The organism is Janthinobacterium sp. JC611, from assembly GCF_018682595.1.
Classification (GTDB): Bacteria; Pseudomonadota; Gammaproteobacteria; order Burkholderiales; family Burkholderiaceae_D; genus Janthinobacterium.
Map to the genome: position 1 here is coordinate 1 of NZ_JAFLJN010000044.1, position 18,462 is coordinate 18,462.

At 61.4% G+C, this 18,462-nt stretch carries 18 protein-coding genes; 11 read left to right on the forward strand and 7 right to left on the reverse strand.

Annotated features, from left to right (window positions below):
* The first annotated feature begins 509 nt into the window (after positions 1 to 509).
* From J0O65_RS23870 to J0O65_RS23880, 3 genes are all read left to right on the forward strand, one after another.
* Entirely contained in the window at positions 510 to 1,802 is a 1,293-nt protein-coding gene (locus J0O65_RS23870) for a sensor histidine kinase (RefSeq protein WP_215409674.1), read from the forward strand.
* 68 nt (positions 1,803 to 1,870) lie between these two features.
* Positions 1,871 to 2,629, forward strand: coding sequence for a LytR/AlgR family response regulator transcription factor (locus J0O65_RS23875; protein ID WP_034782231.1), 759 nt, complete (start codon positions 1,871 to 1,873; stop codon positions 2,627 to 2,629).
* Between the two features lie 167 nt (positions 2,630 to 2,796).
* Positions 2,797 to 3,987: a PAS domain-containing sensor histidine kinase gene (locus J0O65_RS23880; RefSeq protein ID WP_215409675.1), complete on the forward strand. Its 1,191-nt coding sequence runs from the start codon at positions 2,797 to 2,799 to the stop codon at positions 3,985 to 3,987.
* A 48-nt stretch (positions 3,988 to 4,035) separates the two neighbouring features.
* Here the strand turns inward: J0O65_RS23880 and J0O65_RS23885 are convergent, their stop codons facing one another.
* The 3 genes from J0O65_RS23885 to J0O65_RS23895 form a co-directional block, all read right to left on the reverse strand.
* Positions 4,036 to 4,983, reverse strand: coding sequence for a porin (locus J0O65_RS23885; RefSeq protein WP_215409676.1), 948 nt, complete (start codon positions 4,981 to 4,983; stop codon positions 4,036 to 4,038).
* Positions 4,984 to 5,169: 186 nt separating this feature from the next.
* Positions 5,170 to 5,820 carry a class I SAM-dependent methyltransferase gene (locus J0O65_RS23890; protein ID WP_215409677.1) on the reverse strand — a complete coding sequence of 217 codons (651 nt, stop codon included), beginning with the start codon at positions 5,818 to 5,820 and terminating at the stop codon, positions 5,170 to 5,172.
* 61 nt (positions 5,821 to 5,881) lie between these two features.
* On the reverse strand, positions 5,882 to 6,823 hold the full coding sequence (locus J0O65_RS23895; protein ID WP_215409678.1) for a CysB family HTH-type transcriptional regulator: 942 nt from the start codon (positions 6,821 to 6,823) through the stop codon (positions 5,882 to 5,884).
* A gap of 160 nt (positions 6,824 to 6,983) precedes the next feature.
* Between J0O65_RS23895 and J0O65_RS23900 the strand changes: the two genes are divergently transcribed.
* The 8 genes from J0O65_RS23900 to J0O65_RS23935 all read left to right on the forward strand — a co-directional run bounded on the left by J0O65_RS23900 (position 6,984) and on the right by J0O65_RS23935 (position 14,735).
* Positions 6,984 to 7,757, forward strand: coding sequence for a sulfite exporter TauE/SafE family protein (locus J0O65_RS23900; RefSeq protein ID WP_215409679.1), 774 nt, complete (start codon positions 6,984 to 6,986; stop codon positions 7,755 to 7,757).
* Between the two features lie 70 nt (positions 7,758 to 7,827).
* The gene (locus tag J0O65_RS23905) at positions 7,828 to 9,516 is read left to right on the forward strand and encodes a nitrite/sulfite reductase (RefSeq protein ID WP_215409680.1); all 1,689 of its coding nucleotides are present in this window, start codon (positions 7,828 to 7,830) and stop codon (positions 9,514 to 9,516) included.
* A complete protein-coding gene (locus J0O65_RS23910; protein WP_215409681.1) occupies positions 9,509 to 10,069 on the forward strand; it encodes a DUF934 domain-containing protein in 561 nt (186 codons plus the stop codon). The genes J0O65_RS23905 and J0O65_RS23910 overlap by 8 nt, the downstream gene beginning before the upstream one ends.
* 9 nt (positions 10,070 to 10,078) lie before the next feature.
* The gene (locus J0O65_RS23915) at positions 10,079 to 10,795 is read left to right on the forward strand and encodes a phosphoadenylyl-sulfate reductase (protein ID WP_215409682.1); all 717 of its coding nucleotides are present in this window, start codon (positions 10,079 to 10,081) and stop codon (positions 10,793 to 10,795) included.
* A 9-nt stretch (positions 10,796 to 10,804) separates the two neighbouring features.
* Complete coding sequence (cysD, locus tag J0O65_RS23920) at positions 10,805 to 11,746, forward strand: sulfate adenylyltransferase subunit CysD (RefSeq protein WP_353056243.1); 942 nt, start codon at positions 10,805 to 10,807, stop codon at positions 11,744 to 11,746.
* Entirely contained in the window at positions 11,746 to 13,065 is a 1,320-nt protein-coding gene (locus J0O65_RS23925) for a sulfate adenylyltransferase subunit 1 (RefSeq protein WP_215409684.1), read from the forward strand. The genes cysD and J0O65_RS23925 overlap by 1 nt, the downstream gene beginning before the upstream one ends.
* A 14-nt stretch (positions 13,066 to 13,079) precedes the next feature.
* Positions 13,080 to 13,844 carry a uroporphyrinogen-III C-methyltransferase gene (gene cobA, locus J0O65_RS23930; protein ID WP_215409685.1) on the forward strand — a complete coding sequence of 255 codons (765 nt, stop codon included), beginning with the start codon at positions 13,080 to 13,082 and terminating at the stop codon, positions 13,842 to 13,844.
* Positions 13,845 to 14,090: 246 nt separating this feature from the next.
* Positions 14,091 to 14,735 (forward strand): hypothetical protein, encoded by a 645-nt coding sequence (locus tag J0O65_RS23935; RefSeq protein ID WP_215409686.1) that lies wholly within the window; start codon positions 14,091 to 14,093, stop codon positions 14,733 to 14,735.
* Here J0O65_RS23935 and J0O65_RS23940 read toward each other — a convergent pair.
* From J0O65_RS23940 to lptF, 4 genes are read right to left on the reverse strand one after another with little or no spacing between them, the layout of a single operon-like run.
* Positions 14,732 to 15,700 carry a stealth family protein gene (locus tag J0O65_RS23940; protein ID WP_251373952.1) on the reverse strand — a complete coding sequence of 323 codons (969 nt, stop codon included), beginning with the start codon at positions 15,698 to 15,700 and terminating at the stop codon, positions 14,732 to 14,734. The genes J0O65_RS23935 and J0O65_RS23940 overlap by 4 nt on opposite strands.
* Positions 15,697 to 16,104, reverse strand: coding sequence for a sirohydrochlorin chelatase (locus tag J0O65_RS23945; RefSeq protein ID WP_215409687.1), 408 nt, complete (start codon positions 16,102 to 16,104; stop codon positions 15,697 to 15,699). Before J0O65_RS23945 ends, J0O65_RS23940 begins: the two co-directional genes overlap by 4 nt.
* Complete coding sequence (gene lptG / locus J0O65_RS23950) at positions 16,104 to 17,273, reverse strand: LPS export ABC transporter permease LptG (RefSeq protein WP_215409688.1); 1,170 nt, start codon at positions 17,271 to 17,273, stop codon at positions 16,104 to 16,106. Before lptG ends, J0O65_RS23945 begins: the two co-directional genes overlap by 1 nt.
* Positions 17,270 to 18,415: an LPS export ABC transporter permease LptF gene (gene lptF / locus J0O65_RS23955; RefSeq protein WP_215409689.1), complete on the reverse strand. Its 1,146-nt coding sequence runs from the start codon at positions 18,413 to 18,415 to the stop codon at positions 17,270 to 17,272. Before lptF ends, lptG begins: the two co-directional genes overlap by 4 nt.
* Positions 18,416 to 18,462: the final 47 nt, after the last annotated feature.

An 18,462-nucleotide genomic window follows, 5' to 3' on the forward strand; every position in this document is an offset into this window, starting at 1 on the left:
AGGCTACTTCCGAAGAAGTATCCTATTTCATTATTTCTTGTGAACATTTGATATTTTAAGTTAGACGCCAATCCTAAGATTGGCGCTGCACTTGCATCAAATGCCCACACTTATCGACTGTTAATTGTTAAAGAACTGTATTCGGTGCTACTTTCGCGCTATCGACAAAGCGTTGTGTTTGTCAGCTGCGAAGAAGGAAGAGTATGAAGCATTTGCAGCATTTCGTCAACCTTCTTTTTCACCCTGCTTCACTCGGCATTTGCATGCGTCGTTCAGCGAGGGGGCGAATTATAGCCCTGCACCGCGCGCGCCGCAAGCGCTATTTTGCCGCCCTCACCGCCCAGCAAGCCTGGTCTTCACTTCAAGCGCCTTTTTGTGCAGCCTGTCGCAATCGGCTGGCGTAGTGCGTGGTCTTTAGGCACAGTGGCAACATCAGACTCTGACGCTACTCAACAAGGGTTAAACTTGCCCGCTGCGTCGATTAACTCTTGTACTTGAAAGTGCCCCCCATGCTTCCGATTTCCAACCTGCCCCAATTGTTGAAAACCATCCTCGCTTGGTTGCAACGGGCATTCGATGCGACGACGACTTGGGTCACCCAACTGTCCTGGTGGAAATTTTTCCTGTTCGCTGCGCTGGCCCTGATCGCCGGCTCCATTTTGCAAGATGAACTGTTCTCGTCCAGCCCGGACGAGGAAGTTGTCATCAAGTCGCATAAACGCAGCAACAAGGGTTCGGGTGAAACCAATATCCTGATCGACGATACAGGCATCCATTTCAATCCCCGCAACAGCAAAAACCGGCGTAGCAGCGCCGCCGATGCGACCAGCGAGCCGGCCGAGGCCGCCGAGGCGGACGCCCAAGCCAGCGCCGTGCCACCAGTGCCACCCGCGCCACCCGCCACCCCCGCCAAGCCCAGCTACCCGGTGACCACGAATGCCTCGGGGGAAGAAGTGCATATCGAATTGCCGCCGCAAATCGGTGAAGAGTTGTCGAATGCCATCGAGGAAGCGGTCGATGATGCTGCAGAACAAAAAGTGTCGCGCTACCACCAGCAAGCCTCGACCTGGTTCAAGAGCTTTGTCTCCTTGCTGGTATTGGCCCTGTTCGCCATGAAAGCCCTGGTGGGCGGCAAGAAACGCGCGGAAGCGGAAACCGTCACGGCGAATGAGGCAGCCGAACGGGAATCCATGCAGCGCCAGCTCAGCGAAGCGAAGATGCAGATGATGCAGGCGCAAGTCGAGCCGCACTTCCTGTTCAACACGCTGGCCTCCGTCGAGCACCTGATCCAGGTCGATCCGCCGCGTGCCGCCAAGATGCAGCGCAGCCTGATCCAGTATCTGCGCGCCGTGTTGCCGCAAATGCGCGACAACGCCCTGATCACCAACCTGGGACGTGAAGCGGACATGGTGCAAGCGTACTTGAACCTGCTGAAAATGCGCATGGAAGAACGCCTGACCGTCGACTTCCAGATTCCCGACGGCCTGCGCAGCGCCGCCTTCCCGCCCATGATGCTGCAATCGATGGTGGAAAATGCCATCAAGCACGGCCTGGAAGTCAAGCCGGAAGGAGGCACCCTGCGCATCGTCGCCGAAGTGGCGCACAGCAAGCTGCGCGTCACCGTCACCGATGACGGCCTGGGCTTTGGCGTGGTGCCCAGCGATGGCACGGGACTGGGCTTGCCCACTATCCGGGAGCGCCTGAAGCTGCTGCATGGCGATCAGGGCAGCCTGACCATTACGCCAAATCAACCGTCCGGCGTGTGCGCCGTGATCGAAGTGCCATATCAATTGTCCAAATAAGACAGAGTAGTTGATAAAAACGCTAAATCATTGAATAATCAATCTTCACCTGTTCACACTTGAGACCTATGCCTACCGCTATTATTGCCGACGACGAAAGACTGATGCGCGACCAGTTGCGCCTGCGCCTGGGCCAGGCCTGGCCCGAACTGGAAATCATCGGCGAAGCCAAGAATGGCGACGAAGCGATCGAACTGGTGGAACAACTCAAACCCGATTTTGCTTTCCTCGATATCCGCATGCCGGGCAAGACGGGCATGGAAGCGGCGCAAGTGATAGGCGGCAAGACGCATATCGTCTTCGTCACGGCCTATGATACGCACGCCGTCGAAGCCTTCGAACGGGGCGCCGTCGACTACGTGCTCAAGCCGCCCGAGCATGAACGCTTGCTGGTCACGGTGGAGCGCCTGAAAACGCACTTGAACAAGCCGGCCCTGGACGTCAACAGCAGCGTCACGGCCATGCTGTCGCAGCTGGCGGAAAAAATCACGGCCAAGCCCACTTACCTGCAATGGATACAGGCCAGCATCGGCCAGGACTTGCGCATGATCCCCGTGGAAGAAATCCTGTTCTTCCGTTCTGACGAGAAATACACCTGCGTACAGACCGCCAAGTATGAGGCGCTGATCCGCAAGCCCGTGCGCGACCTGGCCGAAGAACTCGATCCTTCGCTGTTCTGGCAAATCCACCGCGCCACCCTGGTCAACGTGAATGCCATCGAAGGCGTGACGCGCGACATCCGCGGCCGCCACCTGGTACTCATCAAAGGCAAGTCCGACAAGCTCGAAGTGAGCCGCAGCTTCTTGCACCTGTTCAAGCAAATGTAAGCGGCTCGCCGCCGCCCGGCCCAGGCCGGCGCGGCGCCCCCCCCCCCTCTTCTTTCCCCTTCCTGCGCCACATCAAGCCATGCCGCGCCAACAGGCATAGGCTATGACAAGTCCTGTCCGCCATTCCTGTCTTGCCTGCCTTCGTTCATGTTCGCAAGGAGAACCCCATGCCTGACCGAGGCAGTTCGACACTGCTGCGCATCCTGCCGCTGGGCATGGCGGCGGCGCTTTTGCTGTGCTTGTTTCCTCCACTTAAAGCCCGCCGGCAACGACAGGCGCGCGGCCAGGCCATCATCGACAGCGCCAGCGACGCCATCATCAGCATCGACAGCGGGCAAATCATCCTGCATGCGAACGCGGCGGCAGCCAGATTGTTCGACGATACGCCGGCCGGCATGCGCGGCATGCGCCTGGGCCACTACATCCTGCGCGACTTGCGCACCTTGGGCGGCTTGGGCAAGCACGCTGGCGATCCGCCCTTTGGCGACATCAGCCAGGAGCTGCGCCTGACGGGCCGGCGCGCCACCGATTACACCTTGACGGGACGGCGCAGCGACGGCGCCATGTTTCCGCTCGAAGGTTCGCTCTCGGCCATGCAGGAAGACGGCCACAGCGTGTTTACCATCATCGTGCGCGACATCACTGCGCGCCAGCAGATGCATGAGCAGTTGGCCCGTTCCTTTTCGCAACTGCGCGAATTGTCGAGCGCGCTGCAAACCATCCGCGAAGAAGAACGCAAGCATATCGCGCGCGAACTGCATGATGACCTAGGGCAATTGCTTGCCACCTTGCGCGTCGACCTGACTCTGGTGCGCCAGCACACGGACACCACCGCGCCCCTGCAAGCGCTGCTGCACAGCATGGACGGCTTGCTGGTGACGGCCATCACCTCGCTGCGGCGCATCGCCAGCAACCTGCGCCCGCGCGCGCTCGATGAAGGGGGATTGTATTTTGCCCTACAAAAACTACGCCACGACTTCCTGCTGCGCCGCGCCATCCATTTCGACTTGCTGGCCGACGAAGCCGACCTCGTGCTCGACGATGCGCGCAGCACGGCCATCTACCGCATCGTGCAGGAAGCGCTGACGAATATCTCGCGCCATGCCGAGGCCAGCCACATCACCATTGCCCTGCACCGCATCGACTCCTCACTGGCGATCACCATCCAGGATGACGGCCGCGGCATCGCCGAACAGGACCTGGAAAAAGCCACGGCCCTGGGCTTGCTGGGCATGCGCGAGCGGGTCTGGGGCTTGAATGGCAGCATCCATATCGGCGCCGATAGCGACCTGGGCGGCACGCGCATCGACATCTCGCTACCCATGCATGCCGAGAAGGCGGCAGCGGCGATGCAATAAAAAAAAGGCGCCCGCAGGCGCCTTCCACTTCGTCACATCACATGATGCTTAGAATTTGTGTGCCAGGCCGATCTGGTACGAGGTCAGCGACTTGACGCGCTCGCGGCCAGCATAAGCGTACACATCGGTGCGCTTCGACAGGTGGTAGTCGTAACCGACGCCAAATTCCTTGATGGTGTCCCGATCCTTGAACTTGTTGTTGCTTTGCTCTTGTTTGCCATACGACACTTTGGCATCGCCGCCGCCAACCGTGTAGTTCAGGCCGATCAGGTAGGATTTGTATTCACCGGTGCTTGCCACCTTGGTGTCGCCTTTCGAGTAGGCGGCCGTGATCTTGGCCGGGCCGAATTTATAGCCGCCACCGATGGACCACAGGTCAGGCTTGGCGGCCGTTGCCGTTGCTTGCACGGCTTTTTCGTAGCCGGCGTGCAAGCTGATCGGGCCGTTGTCGTAGGTTGCCAGGCCGATCACGCCCGCGTCAGCGCTGTTGACTTCGCTCAGCACGTATTGCAGGCTGCCCACGAAACCTTCAAAGCTTGGGCTGTTGTAGGTCACGGCATTGTTGACGCGCGACGTGCCGACGCCCGAACGCAGCAGGGTTTCATTGTTCTTGCCGACCACGCCGTAGGTATTGAAGGGATCGACGCGGGCGATGGTGCCATCGACCAGGTTCTTGGTGCGGCCCAGGATGGCGGTACCAAACGCGCCTTTCAAGCCCACGTAGGCTTGACGGTCGAACAACACGCCTTTTTGCGCGCCGGTGTCAGCCAGGAATTCACTTTCCAGGTTGAAAATTGCGGACAGGCCGCCACCCAGATCTTCCGTCCCCTTGAAACCGAGGCGCGACGCATTGTTTTCGCGTTGTACCGTCGGCTGGCCAGTGGTCTTGGCGATACCAAGGTCAACCAGGCCATACACGGTGACGTTCGATTGTGCTTGCGCCGTGGCCGCTGCGAAGGTAGCGATGATCAATGCTGCCAGAGTAATTTTTTTCACTTGAGATTCTCTACTTTAGGTTGGACAAGATGTGGTGCTGCTTAGCTGCTGAACCGAATCATGCCCACCAAATACTTCAACAATATGACATCGACAAGATGTTGTTTTTTAGCACAACATCTTGTCAGATAAAAACAACAGGCGAAAAAAAACCGCCCGCAGGCGGTTTGTCTTGCCGTGCCAGCCTTACTTCAGGCGGCAGCTCAGCAGCCAGTAGTATTCGAGGCGCTTCATGCGGATTTCTCGGGCCGAGTGGGCAAACTTCTTGCGCAGGTGGCTATCCGATGGGAAATTTTTCAGCACTTCATAGCGCTCCCCGCCATCCGTCGTGCGGAACTGGTGGGTATTGCCTTCCAGGTCGGTGCGCGCGATAACCGTGCTGCTGCCATCGACATAGGAATTATCGATCAACACCAGCAGGATGTCCTTGCCCAGCTTGCTACGCAATTGCTTCAGGTATTTGTCCTGGTCTTCGCGCTTGACGTGCGACCACCAGAAACCGGCGAACACGGCCGTGAACTTGCCCAGCAAGTCATCGGGCAAATTGAACGCATCCAACTTGGCGAAGCTGACATTGTCGGGCAAGCCGCGTGCCTGGGCCAGCGCCAGCATTTCATCGTTGATGTCGGTGGCCAGCACGGACTCGGCCGACTCGGCGACCACTTCCGTCCAATAACCGGTGCCGCAAGCCAGTTCCAGCACGGTATGGCCTTCCAGCACGTCGGCGACCTTGTCGCGCAACACTTCCAGGTCCTCCTGGCGTTCGGGCTTGTCATAGACGCGCTCGTACTGCTGCGCGATGGTGGCGTAATACTTGGCAAGCTGATCGGTAATCATTGTTTCTTCTCTTCTTAAATAATCTTGGCCAGGCACCTCGCCCGGCCGACTTCATGCATTGTTATAGTTCGTAGTGCTCTTTATCACCACTCATCGCCTGCTCGATGAGCTTGCGGTTCAGGGTTGGCGTCAGCAACTCGATAAAGGTATAGATATAGCTGCGCAAATATGCGCCTTGCTTGACGGCCACGCGCGACACATTCATGCCGAACAGGTGGCCGGCAGGGATGGCGCGCAAGCCTTTGTCGCGCTCGGCATCGAAGGCCATACCCGCTATGATACCAATCCCCATGCCCAACTCGACATAAGTCTTGATGACGTCCGCATCGATGGCTTCCAGCAAGATGTCCGGCTTCAGGCCGCGCAGCACGAAAGCATGGTCGATCTTGTTGCGTCCGGCGAACGCGCTGTCATAGGTAATCAGGGGGAAAGCGGCGATCTCTTCCAGGGTCACGGACTTCGACTTGAGCAGCGGATGGTCGACCGGTACCACCACCACATGCTCCCATTGATAGCAGGGCAAGGTAATCAGGCCGTCGATGGCGGCGATCGATTCCGTGGCGATGGCCAGGTCGGCCTGGTCGCGCTGCACCATCTCGGCGATCTGGCGCGGATTGCCTTGCAATAAAGATAATCTTACCTTCGGGAACTTCAGCATGAACGCCTGCACCACCTTGGGCAAGGTGTAGCGCGCCTGCGTATGCGTGGTGGCAATGGTAAAGCTGCCGCTGTCCTGCGCCGCGAACTCCTTGCCGATGCGCTTCATGCTGTCGATTTCCTGCATGATCAGCTCGACGGACTCCAGCACCAGACGGCCCGGCTCCGTCAAGCCACGGATACGCTTGCCGTGGCGTGTAAAAATATCCACGCCCAGCTCTTCCTCCAGCTCGATGATGGCTTTCGATACGCCCGGTTGCGACGTAAACAAGGCCTTGGCGGCGTCCGTCAGGTTGTAATTCTGCCGGACCGCTTCGCGCACGAAGCGCAGTTGATGGAGATTCATTGCTGGTTTGCCCTAGATTGCCGTGATTTACCGAGTTTCCGCCCCACCCATGATTTTGCGTTCATGCATATACGCATATCGCATATAAGCAAATGCGTACTAAGTAGTTTGGAATAAACACTAAGTTTATTACTATTGCGAGTACTTTGGGGGTGCAAGCATGACTTTGTCTTATATAGTCTCAGGATTTGCCGTAGGATTACTCGTAGGAATGACCGGCGTGGGCGGCGGCTCGCTGATGACGCCGCTGTTAACCTTGCTGTTTGGCGTGCCGCCCTCCGTGGCGGTGGGCACCGACCTGGCCTTCGCCTCGATCACCAAGAGCGCCGGCACCCTGACGCACCGCCTGCGCGGCACCATCCGCTGGGATATCGTCAAGCGCCTGTGCATCGGCGCCCTGCCGGCCGCCGTCATCGCGACCCTGGCGCTGAAATCGTTCGGCACCCTGTCGCCGGAAATCGGCCAGATCATCCGTTACTCGATCGCCGGCTCCGTGCTGCTGACCGTCGTGGCCCTGATCTTCAAGGCGCGCATGCTGGCCTGGATCAACGCGCACCCGGAGAAACAATTACACGGCAACAAGCTTGCCGCCGCCACCATCATCGCCGGCGCCGTGCTGGGCGTGCTGGTGACGGTGTCGTCCATCGGCGCCGGCGCCATCGGCGCGACCCTGCTGGTGATGCTGTATCCACGCATGAGCTCGGCCGAAGTGGCGGGCACCGACATCGCCTACGCCGTGCCCCTGACGGCCATCGCCGCCCTGGGCCACTGGTGGCTCGGCTCCATCCACTGGGAATTGCTGGCCTCCTTGCTGGTCGGCTCCCTGCCCGGCATCACGCTCGGTTCCTGGGTCGCCCGCTCCGTGCCGGAAAAGTTTTTAAGAGTACTGCTGGCGATGACCTTGACCGGCGTGGCAGTAAAGCTAATCTACTAAATAACACGAGCAGCATCAAGAACATCATCCCAGGCAGTCTTCCAGCATCCCGGCTTTTTTAGGAATTGATATGTACCATTACGATCAGTACGACCACCTCATCATCAAAGAACGCATCGCCCAGTACCGAGACCAGGTTGCGCGCCGTATCGCCAATGAACTGACGGAAGAGGAATTCATTCCACTGCGCCTGCAAAACGGCCTGTACATGCAACGCCACGCCTACATGCTGCGCATCGCCGTGCCCTACGGCTTGCTGTCGTCCAAGCAGATGCGCATGTTCGCACACATCGCGCGCAAGTATGACCGCGGCTATGGCCACTTCACGACGCGCCAGAACATCCAGTTCAACTGGATCGAACTGGAGCAGACACCCGACATCCTGACGGACCTGGCTTCCGTGGAAATGCACGCCATCCAGACTTCCGGCAACTGTATCCGTAATACAACATCGGACCCGTTCGCCGGCGTCGCCGCCGATGAAATCATCGATCCGCGCCCGTACGCGGAAGTGTTGCGCCAGTGGAGCACCTTCCACCCCGAGTTCATCGCCCTGCCGCGTAAATTCAAGGTCGCCATCAATGGCGCCGAGGAAGACCGCGCCGCCATCGCCGTGCACGACATCGGCTTGACGGCCGTGCGCAATGCCGCTGGCGAAGTGGGCTTCAAGGTGATGGCGGGCGGCGGCATGGGCCGCACGCCGATCCTGGGCAGCGTCGTGCGCGACTTCCTGCCATGGCAGCACTTGCTCACCTATATCCAGGCCATCATGCGTGTGTACAACCTGCACGGCCGCCGCGACAACAAATACAAGGCGCGCATCAAGATCTTGCTGAAAGCCATCGGCGTGGAAGAATTCACGCGCCAGGTGGAAGCGGAATGGGTCGACCTGAAGGACGGTCCGGAAACCTTGACCGTCGAGGAAATGCAGCGCGTGGCGGACTTCTTCAATCCGCCCGCCTACCTGGCCCTGCCGGAATTCGATTACCAGGCCGAACACGCGGACAACAAGGCCTATGTGAACTGGCTGGCGCGCAACGTCAAGCCGCACCAGCGCCCCGGCTACGTGGCCGTGGTGCTGTCCCTGAAGAAAACGGGCGTGCCGCCGGGCGACGCGACGGCCGAGCAGATCGACTTCGTGGCCGACCTGGCCGACCGCTACAGCTTTGGCGAACTGCGCGTGACGCATGAGCAAAACCTGGTGCTGGCCGACGTGGAACAGTCGAAACTGTTCAAACTGTGGCAGGAAGCCAAGGCGCACGGCCTGGCCACGCCGAACATCGGCTTGCTGACGGACATGATCTGCTGCCCCGGCGGCGACTTCTGCTCGCTGGCCAACGCCAAGTCGCTGCCGATCGCGGCCGCCATCGCGGAACGCTTCGACAGCATCGACTTCCAGCACGACATCGGCGAGATCGAACTGAATATTTCCGGTTGCATCAATGCCTGCGGCCACCATCACGTGGGCAGCATCGGCATCCTCGGCGTCGACAAGGATGGCAGCGAATGGTATCAAGTGTCGATCGGCGGCGCGCAGGGCAACAACGCGGCCATCGGCAAGATCATCGGACCATCGTTCTCTTCCCTGCAAATGCCTGAAGTCATCGGCCGCCTGCTGCACGTCTACGTGCGCGACCGCATTGACGGCGAGCGCTTCGTCGACACGGCGCAGCGCCTGGGCCTGGCGCCGTTCAAGGAACACGTATATGCAACGCCGATCACGGTCGGCAACCTGGTGGGAGAAGACGAATATGTTTGAAGTACGCGAAGAAATCATCAAGAACGCCGCCGTGGTGCCAAATACCTGGGGCTTGCTGCGCCTCGATGACAACGACACGCCGGAAACGGTGATCGTTCCCGCCGGCAAGGTCATCGTGCCCCTGCCCGTATGGCAAGCCCAGCGCGAAACGCTGCTGGCGCGCCTGCCCGACATCGGCGTCTGGCTGGCCAGCGACGAGCGCCCGGAAGAACTGGCCGCCGACGTGGCGCAACTGCCCGTCATCGGCGTGGATTTCCCGAAATTCACCGATGGCCGCGGCTATTCCATCGCCTTCAACCTGCGCGCCCGCCTGGGTTTCCAGGGTGAATTGCGCGCCATCGGCGACGTGCTGCGCGACCAGCTGTTTTCCATGCACAGGGTCGGCTTCGACGCGTATGCGACGCGTCCGGACCGCAGCATCCATGACGCCCTGAAAGGCTTGTCCGTCTTTTCGGAAACCTACCAGGCGTCGTGGGATCAGAAGTCGCCGCTGTTCCGCCGCCACCACCGCGAAGGCCAGAATCCCGACCTCGACAACGCGGCCGGCATCTGAGGACCCATCATGAGCGATCTGACTTCTTTGATACACGCCACCGAGCAAACGCTGACACGCGTCGCCGCGGAGTTTTCGCCGGCCGTGTTCGCGTCCAGCCTGGCAGCCGAAGACATGGTGCTGACCGACATGATTCTCAAGGCGAAGCTGCCCATCGGCATCTTTTCCCTGGAAACTGGCCGGCTGCACCAGGAAACCCTGGCCGTGCTCGACAAGGTCAAGGCCCGCTACGACCACGACATCACCCTGTACCGCCCGCAGCCGGAAGCGGTGGCTGCCTACGTGGAACAAAACGGTCTGAACGCGTTCTACAATAGTGTCGAGATGCGCCGCGAGTGCTGCCGCATCCGCAAGGTCGAACCGCTGGGCCGCGCCCTGGCCGGCAACAAGGCGTGGGTGACGGGACAACGCCGCGCCCAATCCACCACGCGCGCCGAACTGCACGTGCAGGAAGAGGACGCCGCGCATGGCATGACGAAATTCAATCCGCTGGCCGACTGGTCGGAAGACGACGTGTGGGCGTACATCCGCGCCAACGACGTGCCCTACAATGCGCTGCACGACCAGGGCTACCCGTCGATCGGCTGCGAACCGTGTACGCGGGCCGTCCAGCCGGGCGAAGATGTACGGGCCGGGCGTTGGTGGTGGGAAAATCCGGACTCCAAGGAATGCGGCCTGCACATGGTGGACGGCAAGTTAATCCGCATCAAGTCCGTGGCAGCCTGAACAGAAACAATAGACTCAGCAGAACAAGAAAGCACCCATATGAGCAATATTTTGAACCAGCGTCACCTCGACAGCCTTGAATCGGAAGCCATTCACATCATGCGCGAAGTGGCGGCCGAATCGGCCAACCCTGCGCTGCTGTTTTCCGGCGGCAAGGATTCCGTCGTCCTGCTGCGCCTGGCCGAGAAAGCCTTCCGTCCAGGCAAGTTCCCCTTTCCCCTCGTGCACATCGACACGGGCCACAACTTCCCGGAAGTCATCACTTTCCGCGACAAGAAAGTGGCCGAACTGGGCGAACGCCTGATCGTCGGCTCCGTGGAAGATTCCATCAAGCGGGGCACGGTGCGCCTGCGCAACCCGGCCACGGATTCGCGCAATGCGGCGCAAGCCGTGACCTTGCTGGAAACCATCGCCGAACATCAATTTGACGCCTGCATCGGCGGCGCGCGCCGCGACGAGGAAAAAGCCCGCGCCAAGGAACGCATCTTTTCCTTCCGCGACGAATTCGGCGCCTGGGACCCGAAGGCCCAGCGTCCCGAGCTGTGGGACCTGTATAACACGCGCGTGCATCCGGGCGAAAACATGCGCGTCTTCCCCATCTCGAACTGGACGGAGCTGGATGTGTGGCAATACATCGCCCGCGAGCAACTGGAATTGCCGCCGATCTACTTCGCCCACGAGCGCCAGGTGATCCCGCGCAATGGGCTGCTGGTGCCGCTGACGGATCTGACGCCGCCGCGCGAAGGCGAAACGGTGGAAACGCAAGTCGTGCGCTTCCGCACGGTGGGCGATATCTCGTGCACCTGCCCTGTCTCGTCAGACGCGGCGACGGTCGACGCCATCATCGCCGAGACGGCAATCACGCAAATCACGGAACGGGGCGCCACCCGCATGGATGACCAGACGTCCGAAGCCTCGATGGAAAAACGCAAGAAAGCAGGGTATTTCTAATGAACGCAGCAATCTCCAACACCACACCAACCGACAGCCTGGAACGCGGCATGTTGCGCTTCATCACGGCCGGTTCCGTCGATGACGGCAAGAGCACGCTGATCGGCCGTTTGCTGTTCGACAGCAAGGGCATCTTCGCCGACCAGCTCGACGCCATGTCGCGCTCCAAGCACAAGCGCACGGTGGGCGACACGGTCGACCTGTCCTTGCTGACGGACGGCCTGGAAGCGGAACGCGAGCAAGGCATCACCATCGACGTGGCCTACCGTTACTTTGCCACGCCGAAACGCAAATTCATCATCGCCGACACGCCGGGCCACGAGCAATACACGCGCAACATGGTGACCGGTGCATCGACCGCCGACGCCGTCATCATCCTGATCGACGTGTCGAAAGTCAAACTCGGTGACGATGGCAGCGTGGAATTGCTGATCCAGACCAAGCGCCATTCCACAATCGCGCACTTGCTGCAGATCGAACACGTGGTCGTGGCCGTCAACAAGATGGACCTCGTCGACTACGATGAAACCGTGTACAAGCGCATCGTCGCCGCCTACCGCACATTCGCCCAGTCGCTGGGCTTGAAGGACATCACGCCGATCCCGCTGTCGGCCCTCACCGGCGACAACGTCGTCGAGCGCGGCGACAAGCTGGGCTGGTACACGGGCCCGACCCTGATCGAGCTGCTCGAATCCTTGTCCGTCTACGACGAATCGCACGACACGCCCTTCCGCTTCCCGGTGCAGCTGGTGGCGCGCCACAACGGCCACGAAGCGAACGACTTCCGTGGCTACATGGGCCGCATCGAAGCGGGCAAGGTCAGCATCGGCGACACCCTGGTGGTGCAGCCCTCGGGCCAGACGGCAACAGTGAAAGATATCGTCACCCTGGACGGCTCGCTGCCGACGGCCGTGGTGGGCCAGTCCGTCACCCTGCTGCTCAATGAATACCTCGATATCTCGCGCGGCGACTTGCTGGCCAGCAGCGAGCGCCCTGCCACCCTGCTGAAAACAGTGGTGGCCGACGTGTGCTGGCTGTCGGAAGACGCGCTGGACTTGCGCCGCAAGTACTGGATCAAGCATGGCACGAAACAGACGGCGGCCAAGGTGACGGCGATCGACTCGATCCTCGACATCAATACGCAGCAGCGCCATCCGGCCGACGGCTTGAAGCTGAACGACATCGCCCGCATCAGCCTGAACGTGCAGCAGGCGCTGGCGGCCGACGCGTATGCCGATATCCGCGCCACCGGTGCATTTATCCTGATCGATGAAGTGACCCACCAGACCGTCGCGGCGGGAATGATTCGTCTCGACTAAGGAAAGCAAATACCATGAACAACTCCGCATCTCTTCCCGGCAAGGTCTACCTGATCGGCGCCGGCCCCGGCGCGCAAGACCTGATGACCTTGCGCGGCGCGCGCCTGCTGGCGCAAGCGGACGTCGTGCTGCACGACGCGCTGGTCACCGAGGAGATGCTGGAGCTGTGCCCCCAGGCGCACAAGATTCTGGTCGGCAAGCGCTGCGGCCAGTTGTCGACGGCGCAGGCCTTCATCAACAAGCAACTGGTCGACCATGCGCGCAAGCACGCCGTCGTCGTGCGCCTGAAAGGGGGCGACCCCATGCTGTTCGGCCGCGCCGACGAGGAATTGCGCGCGCTGGAAGAGGCGGGCATCGCCGTCGAAGTGGTGCCCGGCATTACCACGGCCCTGGCGGCCGCCGCCGCCACGCAGCAGCCGCTGACCAAGCGCGGCGTGTCGCGCAGCGTGGCTTTTTTCACGTCCAGCACGGCGCCGGGCGAGCCGGACCAGACGCGCATTCCCGACTGCGACACCCTGGTGCAATACATGGGCGGGCGCGAAGCCATCGCCACGGCCCAGCGCCTGCTGGCGCAAGGCCGCCGTGCCGACACGCCCGTGGTGGTGATTGAAAACTGCAGCCGCCCAGACCAGCGCATCGTGCGCCTGACGCTGAGCGCGCTGGCGCATGGCCTGGGCGACACCCACGGCCCCGTGCTGGTGATGCTGGGCGACGCCATGGCCGTGCGCGCGCACCAGGCCACCGCCGCAGCGGCCACCGTTCTGGCGCGCCATGCCTGAATAAACACACCGTATTTTACCGACTTTAAAGTCAGTAACCGACGTCTTCCGGGGAAACATGATACGATGCACCCGCATCTTTTCTCGAGAAGTTGTTGCGTGATAGCAATAAATTCACGCTTCGCCCCGCCATAGTGCTTGCCATGCGGTCTCCCTGCTGACGGACCGCCAGGCAATCTCCCCGAAAAAAGCTGCGCCGCAGGCTGCAATACCGCGCCGCGCAACTTGATCCGCTACACCCCATACATGAATTTCACTTCCATGCGCGAAGCCCTGACTTCGCTCAGCCGCAGCAATGCCGGCGTCGCCAGCGCCGTGCTCCTCAGCATGCTCGCCTCCATCGCACTGTGGACGGTGTTCCCGAATATCGACGATGAAAACCATTTGCTGGAATGGCTGCAGGCGCTGTTCCTGGCCCTCGCCTGCAGCGTGCATGGCGTGCGCGCCTGGCAGGAGACCGACCGCCAGTCCTTGCGCTTCCTGATGCATGCCGGCTTGTCCGCCCTGCTGTTCGGCTTCCTGCTGCGCGAACTCGATATCGACCAGTTCGGCACGGCGCCCGCCTGGGCGCAGCTGGAAAAAGCCCTGCGCGTGGTGGAATTGCTGATCCTGATACGCGTGCTGATCTTTTTCGCGCCGCGCGCCCGCAAGGTGTTTGCCCTTGCGCCGCGGATTTTCAGCATGCGCATCACCATCCTGACGGCCATCGGCGGCTTGCTGATGGTCGCCGGCTGGCCTTTCGACAAGAAAGTCTTCCATGGCATGCCGGACGCCTACGCGCTGCTGGGCGAGGAAGTCTTCGAGCTGGGCGCCTATCTGCTGCTGTTCCTCGCTTCGCTGTCCGACAGTTCGGCCGCCGCGCGCATCAGCCTGGCGCCGAAGAAGGCCTAGGCATCTTCGAATGATGACGGCAACGGCAGCAGCCGCTGCAAGGTAGCGGCCACGCGCAGCAGGCGCGGGTCGTCGTCCTCGGCCTCGTCGCAGGTATCGTTGATACAGAAAAACGGCAAGCTGCCGAAACGCGCCGCCAGCTCCTCGAGCTGCCGCGGCGCCTGCGCATCGCCGCTGGCGATATGCAGCGGATCGAGTACATGCGAACGCGCCAGTCCCTGATGCACCATCCAGCGCGGCACCAGGTCGGGCAGCAATGCCGGCACCTGCCAGGAACGGAACACCGTCGCGCGCACCCCGGCAAACAAGGCGGGCGCCAGCGCCTCGAGCGTGTGCAGCGCGCTTTTCAGCATGGGCCGCGGCGCATGCGCATACAGGCGCGCTTCATGCCGGTAATCGGCGTACTGCGCCGTCAGCCATTGCCGCGACAAGGTCGCGCAATTGACGGGCGCCGCCACGTCGGCGCGCAAGCCCTGCACCTCATCGTGCAGCGCGCTCTCCGTAAACACCCTCAAACGCCGGTCGTCCTCCCCGCCGAACCAGAACGCGGGTTCGAACGGCGCGCCGAAAAATACGTCGTCGTTCAAATACAGGAAGCGCTCGGACAGGCCCGGAATATGGTGCAGGTACGATTCGATATGGCCGGAGTCGAACACCGGCAGGGATGCATCGGGCATCAGGCTGGCATGCTCGATCACCGTCAGGCCCTTTGATGCGCGCAGCCAGCGGGGCACTTGCCGGTCCGTCAGCAGGTAGACGTGGCCGTGGGAGGGAAAGAAACGTTCGAGCGCGCGCAGGTTGTAGCGCAGTTCGCCGTTGTCGCGGTAGCGCCCCGCCACGTTGCCGTGCAGGGCCAGCTGGCCGGGATGCGCCTGCGCCCAGGCGGCATACGCCTGCTGCCGGCGCGCGCACCAAGCGGGATCGGCGCCGTCCACCCACAGGTAGACGATGTCGATTGCGCTCAAGGGGGAGTGCTGGCACCTGGCGCAGCCACGCAGTAATCGGCGATGGCGGCCAGCACGCTGGCGTTCTCGCCCACCGCCTCGACCACCTTCAGGCGCAGTACCGGATGCTGCTGGCGCAGCTCTTCCAGCAGCAGCGGCAAGTCGCGCAGCACATGCCCGCCCTGTCCCAGGAACACGGGCACCACGGTGACATCCAGCGTGGCGCCGGCGGGCAGTTCGCCCACCAGGGTCGCCACCAGCTCGGGCAGGCGTGGCGTCATCAGTTCCAGGAAGGCCAGGTGCACGCTGGCGCCGGGCATGCGCGCCTGGGTCAGGTCGCGCAGTCGCTCGAAGGGCGCGGCCCACGATGCGGCGCGCGCGCCATGGGCAAACAAGATCAGTGCCTGTTTCACGTTCGTCTCCATCAGTGCCGCTCCACCCACCACAGGGCGCCCAGCGCCAGCAGCAGGTACAGGGCGCTCGGCGCCACGGCCGTCAGGAAGGCCGGCCAGGTGCTGAGCAGTCCAAGATGCGAAAACAGGGTATTGACCAGCATGAAGCTCACGCCGATCATGATGCCGATGAAGATCTTCAGGCTGATGCCGCCGCTGCGCGTATGCATGTAGGCGAACGGCAGCGCCAGCGCCATCAGCACGAAAATGGCCAGCGGATCGATCAACTTTTTCCAGAAGGCGATGCGGAAACGCTCGGTCTCCTGCTTGTTCTCGGCCAGGTGGCGCGTGTACACGGCCAGTTCGCTGGCCGACATGCGCTCGGGATCGGACGCCGACACCGTCAGGATCTTCGGCGTCACTTCCGACATCATGTCCTTGCTGGCGCTTTGCACCGTGCGCACCAGGCTCGTTTCCTGCCCGTAGTAGTTCGCCAGCTTCGGCTCGAAGCCGGGTGAAGTCGCCGCGCTGTTCGAGAACGAGGTTTCCGTCACATCGGTCAGGCGCCAGATATTGTTGCCCTGGTAGGTCGCGCCCTTGGCCACGGTCAGGGTGCGCAAACGCATATCGGTGTCGAATTCATACAGCTTGACGTTTTTCAGCTGGCCGTCCGGACGCGCTTCGCCGACATTGAAAAAACGCGAGCCGGTGACGGCGCCCGTCAGTCCGTCGCTCTTGACCATGTCCTTGGTCCACAGGCCCGAGCGAAACTCGCTCGACACGGCCGCGCCGCGCGAGGTCAGCTTGAGGCGTTCGGCCAGCGGCTCCGTGCGCGGCGTGATCAACTCGCCAAAGATGAAGGTGATGACGACGAAGACGATACCGATGCGGAACAGGAAACCGGCCGCCATCGCCGTCGACATGCTCGATGCGCGCATGATGGTAAATTCGGAGCTGGCGGCAAACTGCGCCATCGTATAAATGGTGCCGATCAGCGCCGCGATCGGCATCACTTCGTACACGTGTCCCGGCACCAGCACCAGCACGTACAGGAAGGCATACTGGATGGTGTAGCCGTTGCGGCCCACCTTGGGCAGCTCGCCCGTCAGGTCGATGAAGGCTTGCAGTGCCAGGAAGGCCAGCAGCACGAACAGCACCGCCTGGAATATCGAGACCGCAAAATAGCGCTGTAAAATCTTCATTTCGATGCCGCTTTACTTGTATGGCCGGCGCGGCGCGCGCGCTTGAAGGCCGCCAGCAGGACCAACGGATGGTAGCGGTGGTTCACATTCAGGCGCCACGCAAACAGCGCCACCACGGCCAGCGCCGCCAGCAGGTGCAGCGGCCACCAGGCCAGCCCGAAGGTCAGGCGGCCCTGTTTCACGCTCGCCTCGACGACCTTGATCAGATTGCTGTACGTAAAGAAAATCAGCAAGGCGATGATCAGGTTGGTCGAACTGCCGGCGCGCGGGTTGACGAAGCCCAGCGGAATGGCCAGCAGGATCAGCATCAGGCCGATCAGGGGCGCGCTGACCCGCCACAGCAATTCGGCCATGGTGTAGGGATTCGGATTGGCGACCAGCGCCATGGTGCTCATGGCGCGCACGCCCAGTTCCGCGCCCAGCTCCTGCTGTTTGCTCTCGATGCGCATGATGTACTGTTCGAATTCCATGGTCTGGAAGTCCGCTTGCGTCGGCACGCCCTGGTAGCGGCGGCCGCTCTTGAGCACCAGGAAGCGTTCGCCCTTGGCGTCGGTATTGATCACGCCTTCCTTGGCGACGACGACGACGGCGCTGCCTTTTTCATCGACGGTATTGACGAAGACGTTTTGCACCACGGTCTTCTCGCCGCTGACGCCCTCGACGAAGAAGATGCGGTTGCTGCCGGCCGATTCGCGGAACTGGCCAGGCGTGACTTTCTGCAGGTCTTCGCGCTTCTCGAAGCGCGCCACGTATTCATCGCTTTTCTTTTGCGCCCACGGCGTGGCGTACAGGCTCAGGATGCCGGTGGCCAGCACCAGCGGCAGGCCGAAGCTGAGCACGGGCCAGATCCAGCGCGACAGGCTCAGGCCGGAGGCGAACCACACCACCATCTCCGACTCCTTGTAGCTGCGGGTGACGACCATCAGCACCGAGATGAAACCGGTGAGAATGAGGATGGTAGGCAGCTGCATCAGGGCGGAAAAAACCATCAGCGACATGACGTCGGACGACGCGATCTTGCCGCCCGCCGCCTTGCCGAGAATACCGATCAGCATCCAGGTGAGTAGGATGCTGAACAAAACAGTGAAGGTGGCCCCGGCGGCACTAGCCAATTCACGTCGAAGGGCGCGTTGAAAGATCATTCGGAGTTTATAATTCGGGTCAGTTAGTTGAGTAACACGTTACTAGT

Excerpts from the sequence above, each read along its gene's own strand:
- J0O65_RS23890 (WP_215409677.1), bottom strand. The coding sequence starts at position 5,820 with ATGATTACCGATCAGCTTGCCAAGTATTACGCCACCATCGCGCAGCAG.
- J0O65_RS23880 (WP_215409675.1), top strand. The coding sequence starts at position 2,797 with ATGCCTGACCGAGGCAGTTCGACACTGCTGCGCATCCTGCCGCTGGGC.
- cobA (WP_215409685.1), top strand. The coding sequence starts at position 13,080 with ATGAACAACTCCGCATCTCTTCCCGGCAAGGTCTACCTGATCGGCGCC.
- J0O65_RS23925 (WP_215409684.1), top strand. The coding sequence starts at position 11,746 with ATGAACGCAGCAATCTCCAACACCACACCAACCGACAGCCTGGAACGC.
- J0O65_RS23870 (WP_215409674.1), top strand. The coding sequence starts at position 510 with ATGCTTCCGATTTCCAACCTGCCCCAATTGTTGAAAACCATCCTCGCT.
- J0O65_RS23875 (WP_034782231.1), top strand. The coding sequence starts at position 1,871 with ATGCCTACCGCTATTATTGCCGACGACGAAAGACTGATGCGCGACCAG.
- lptF (WP_215409689.1), bottom strand. The coding sequence starts at position 18,415 with ATGATCTTTCAACGCGCCCTTCGACGTGAATTGGCTAGTGCCGCCGGG.
- J0O65_RS23905 (WP_215409680.1), top strand. The coding sequence starts at position 7,828 with ATGTACCATTACGATCAGTACGACCACCTCATCATCAAAGAACGCATC.
- J0O65_RS23935 (WP_215409686.1), top strand. The coding sequence starts at position 14,091 with ATGAATTTCACTTCCATGCGCGAAGCCCTGACTTCGCTCAGCCGCAGC.
- J0O65_RS23910 (WP_215409681.1), top strand. The coding sequence starts at position 9,509 with ATGTTTGAAGTACGCGAAGAAATCATCAAGAACGCCGCCGTGGTGCCA.
- J0O65_RS23945 (WP_215409687.1), bottom strand. The coding sequence starts at position 16,104 with ATGGAGACGAACGTGAAACAGGCACTGATCTTGTTTGCCCATGGCGCG.
- J0O65_RS23915 (WP_215409682.1), top strand. The coding sequence starts at position 10,079 with ATGAGCGATCTGACTTCTTTGATACACGCCACCGAGCAAACGCTGACA.
- lptG (WP_215409688.1), bottom strand. The coding sequence starts at position 17,273 with ATGAAGATTTTACAGCGCTATTTTGCGGTCTCGATATTCCAGGCGGTG.
- J0O65_RS23895 (WP_215409678.1), bottom strand. The coding sequence starts at position 6,823 with ATGAATCTCCATCAACTGCGCTTCGTGCGCGAAGCGGTCCGGCAGAAT.
- J0O65_RS23900 (WP_215409679.1), top strand. The coding sequence starts at position 6,984 with ATGACTTTGTCTTATATAGTCTCAGGATTTGCCGTAGGATTACTCGTA.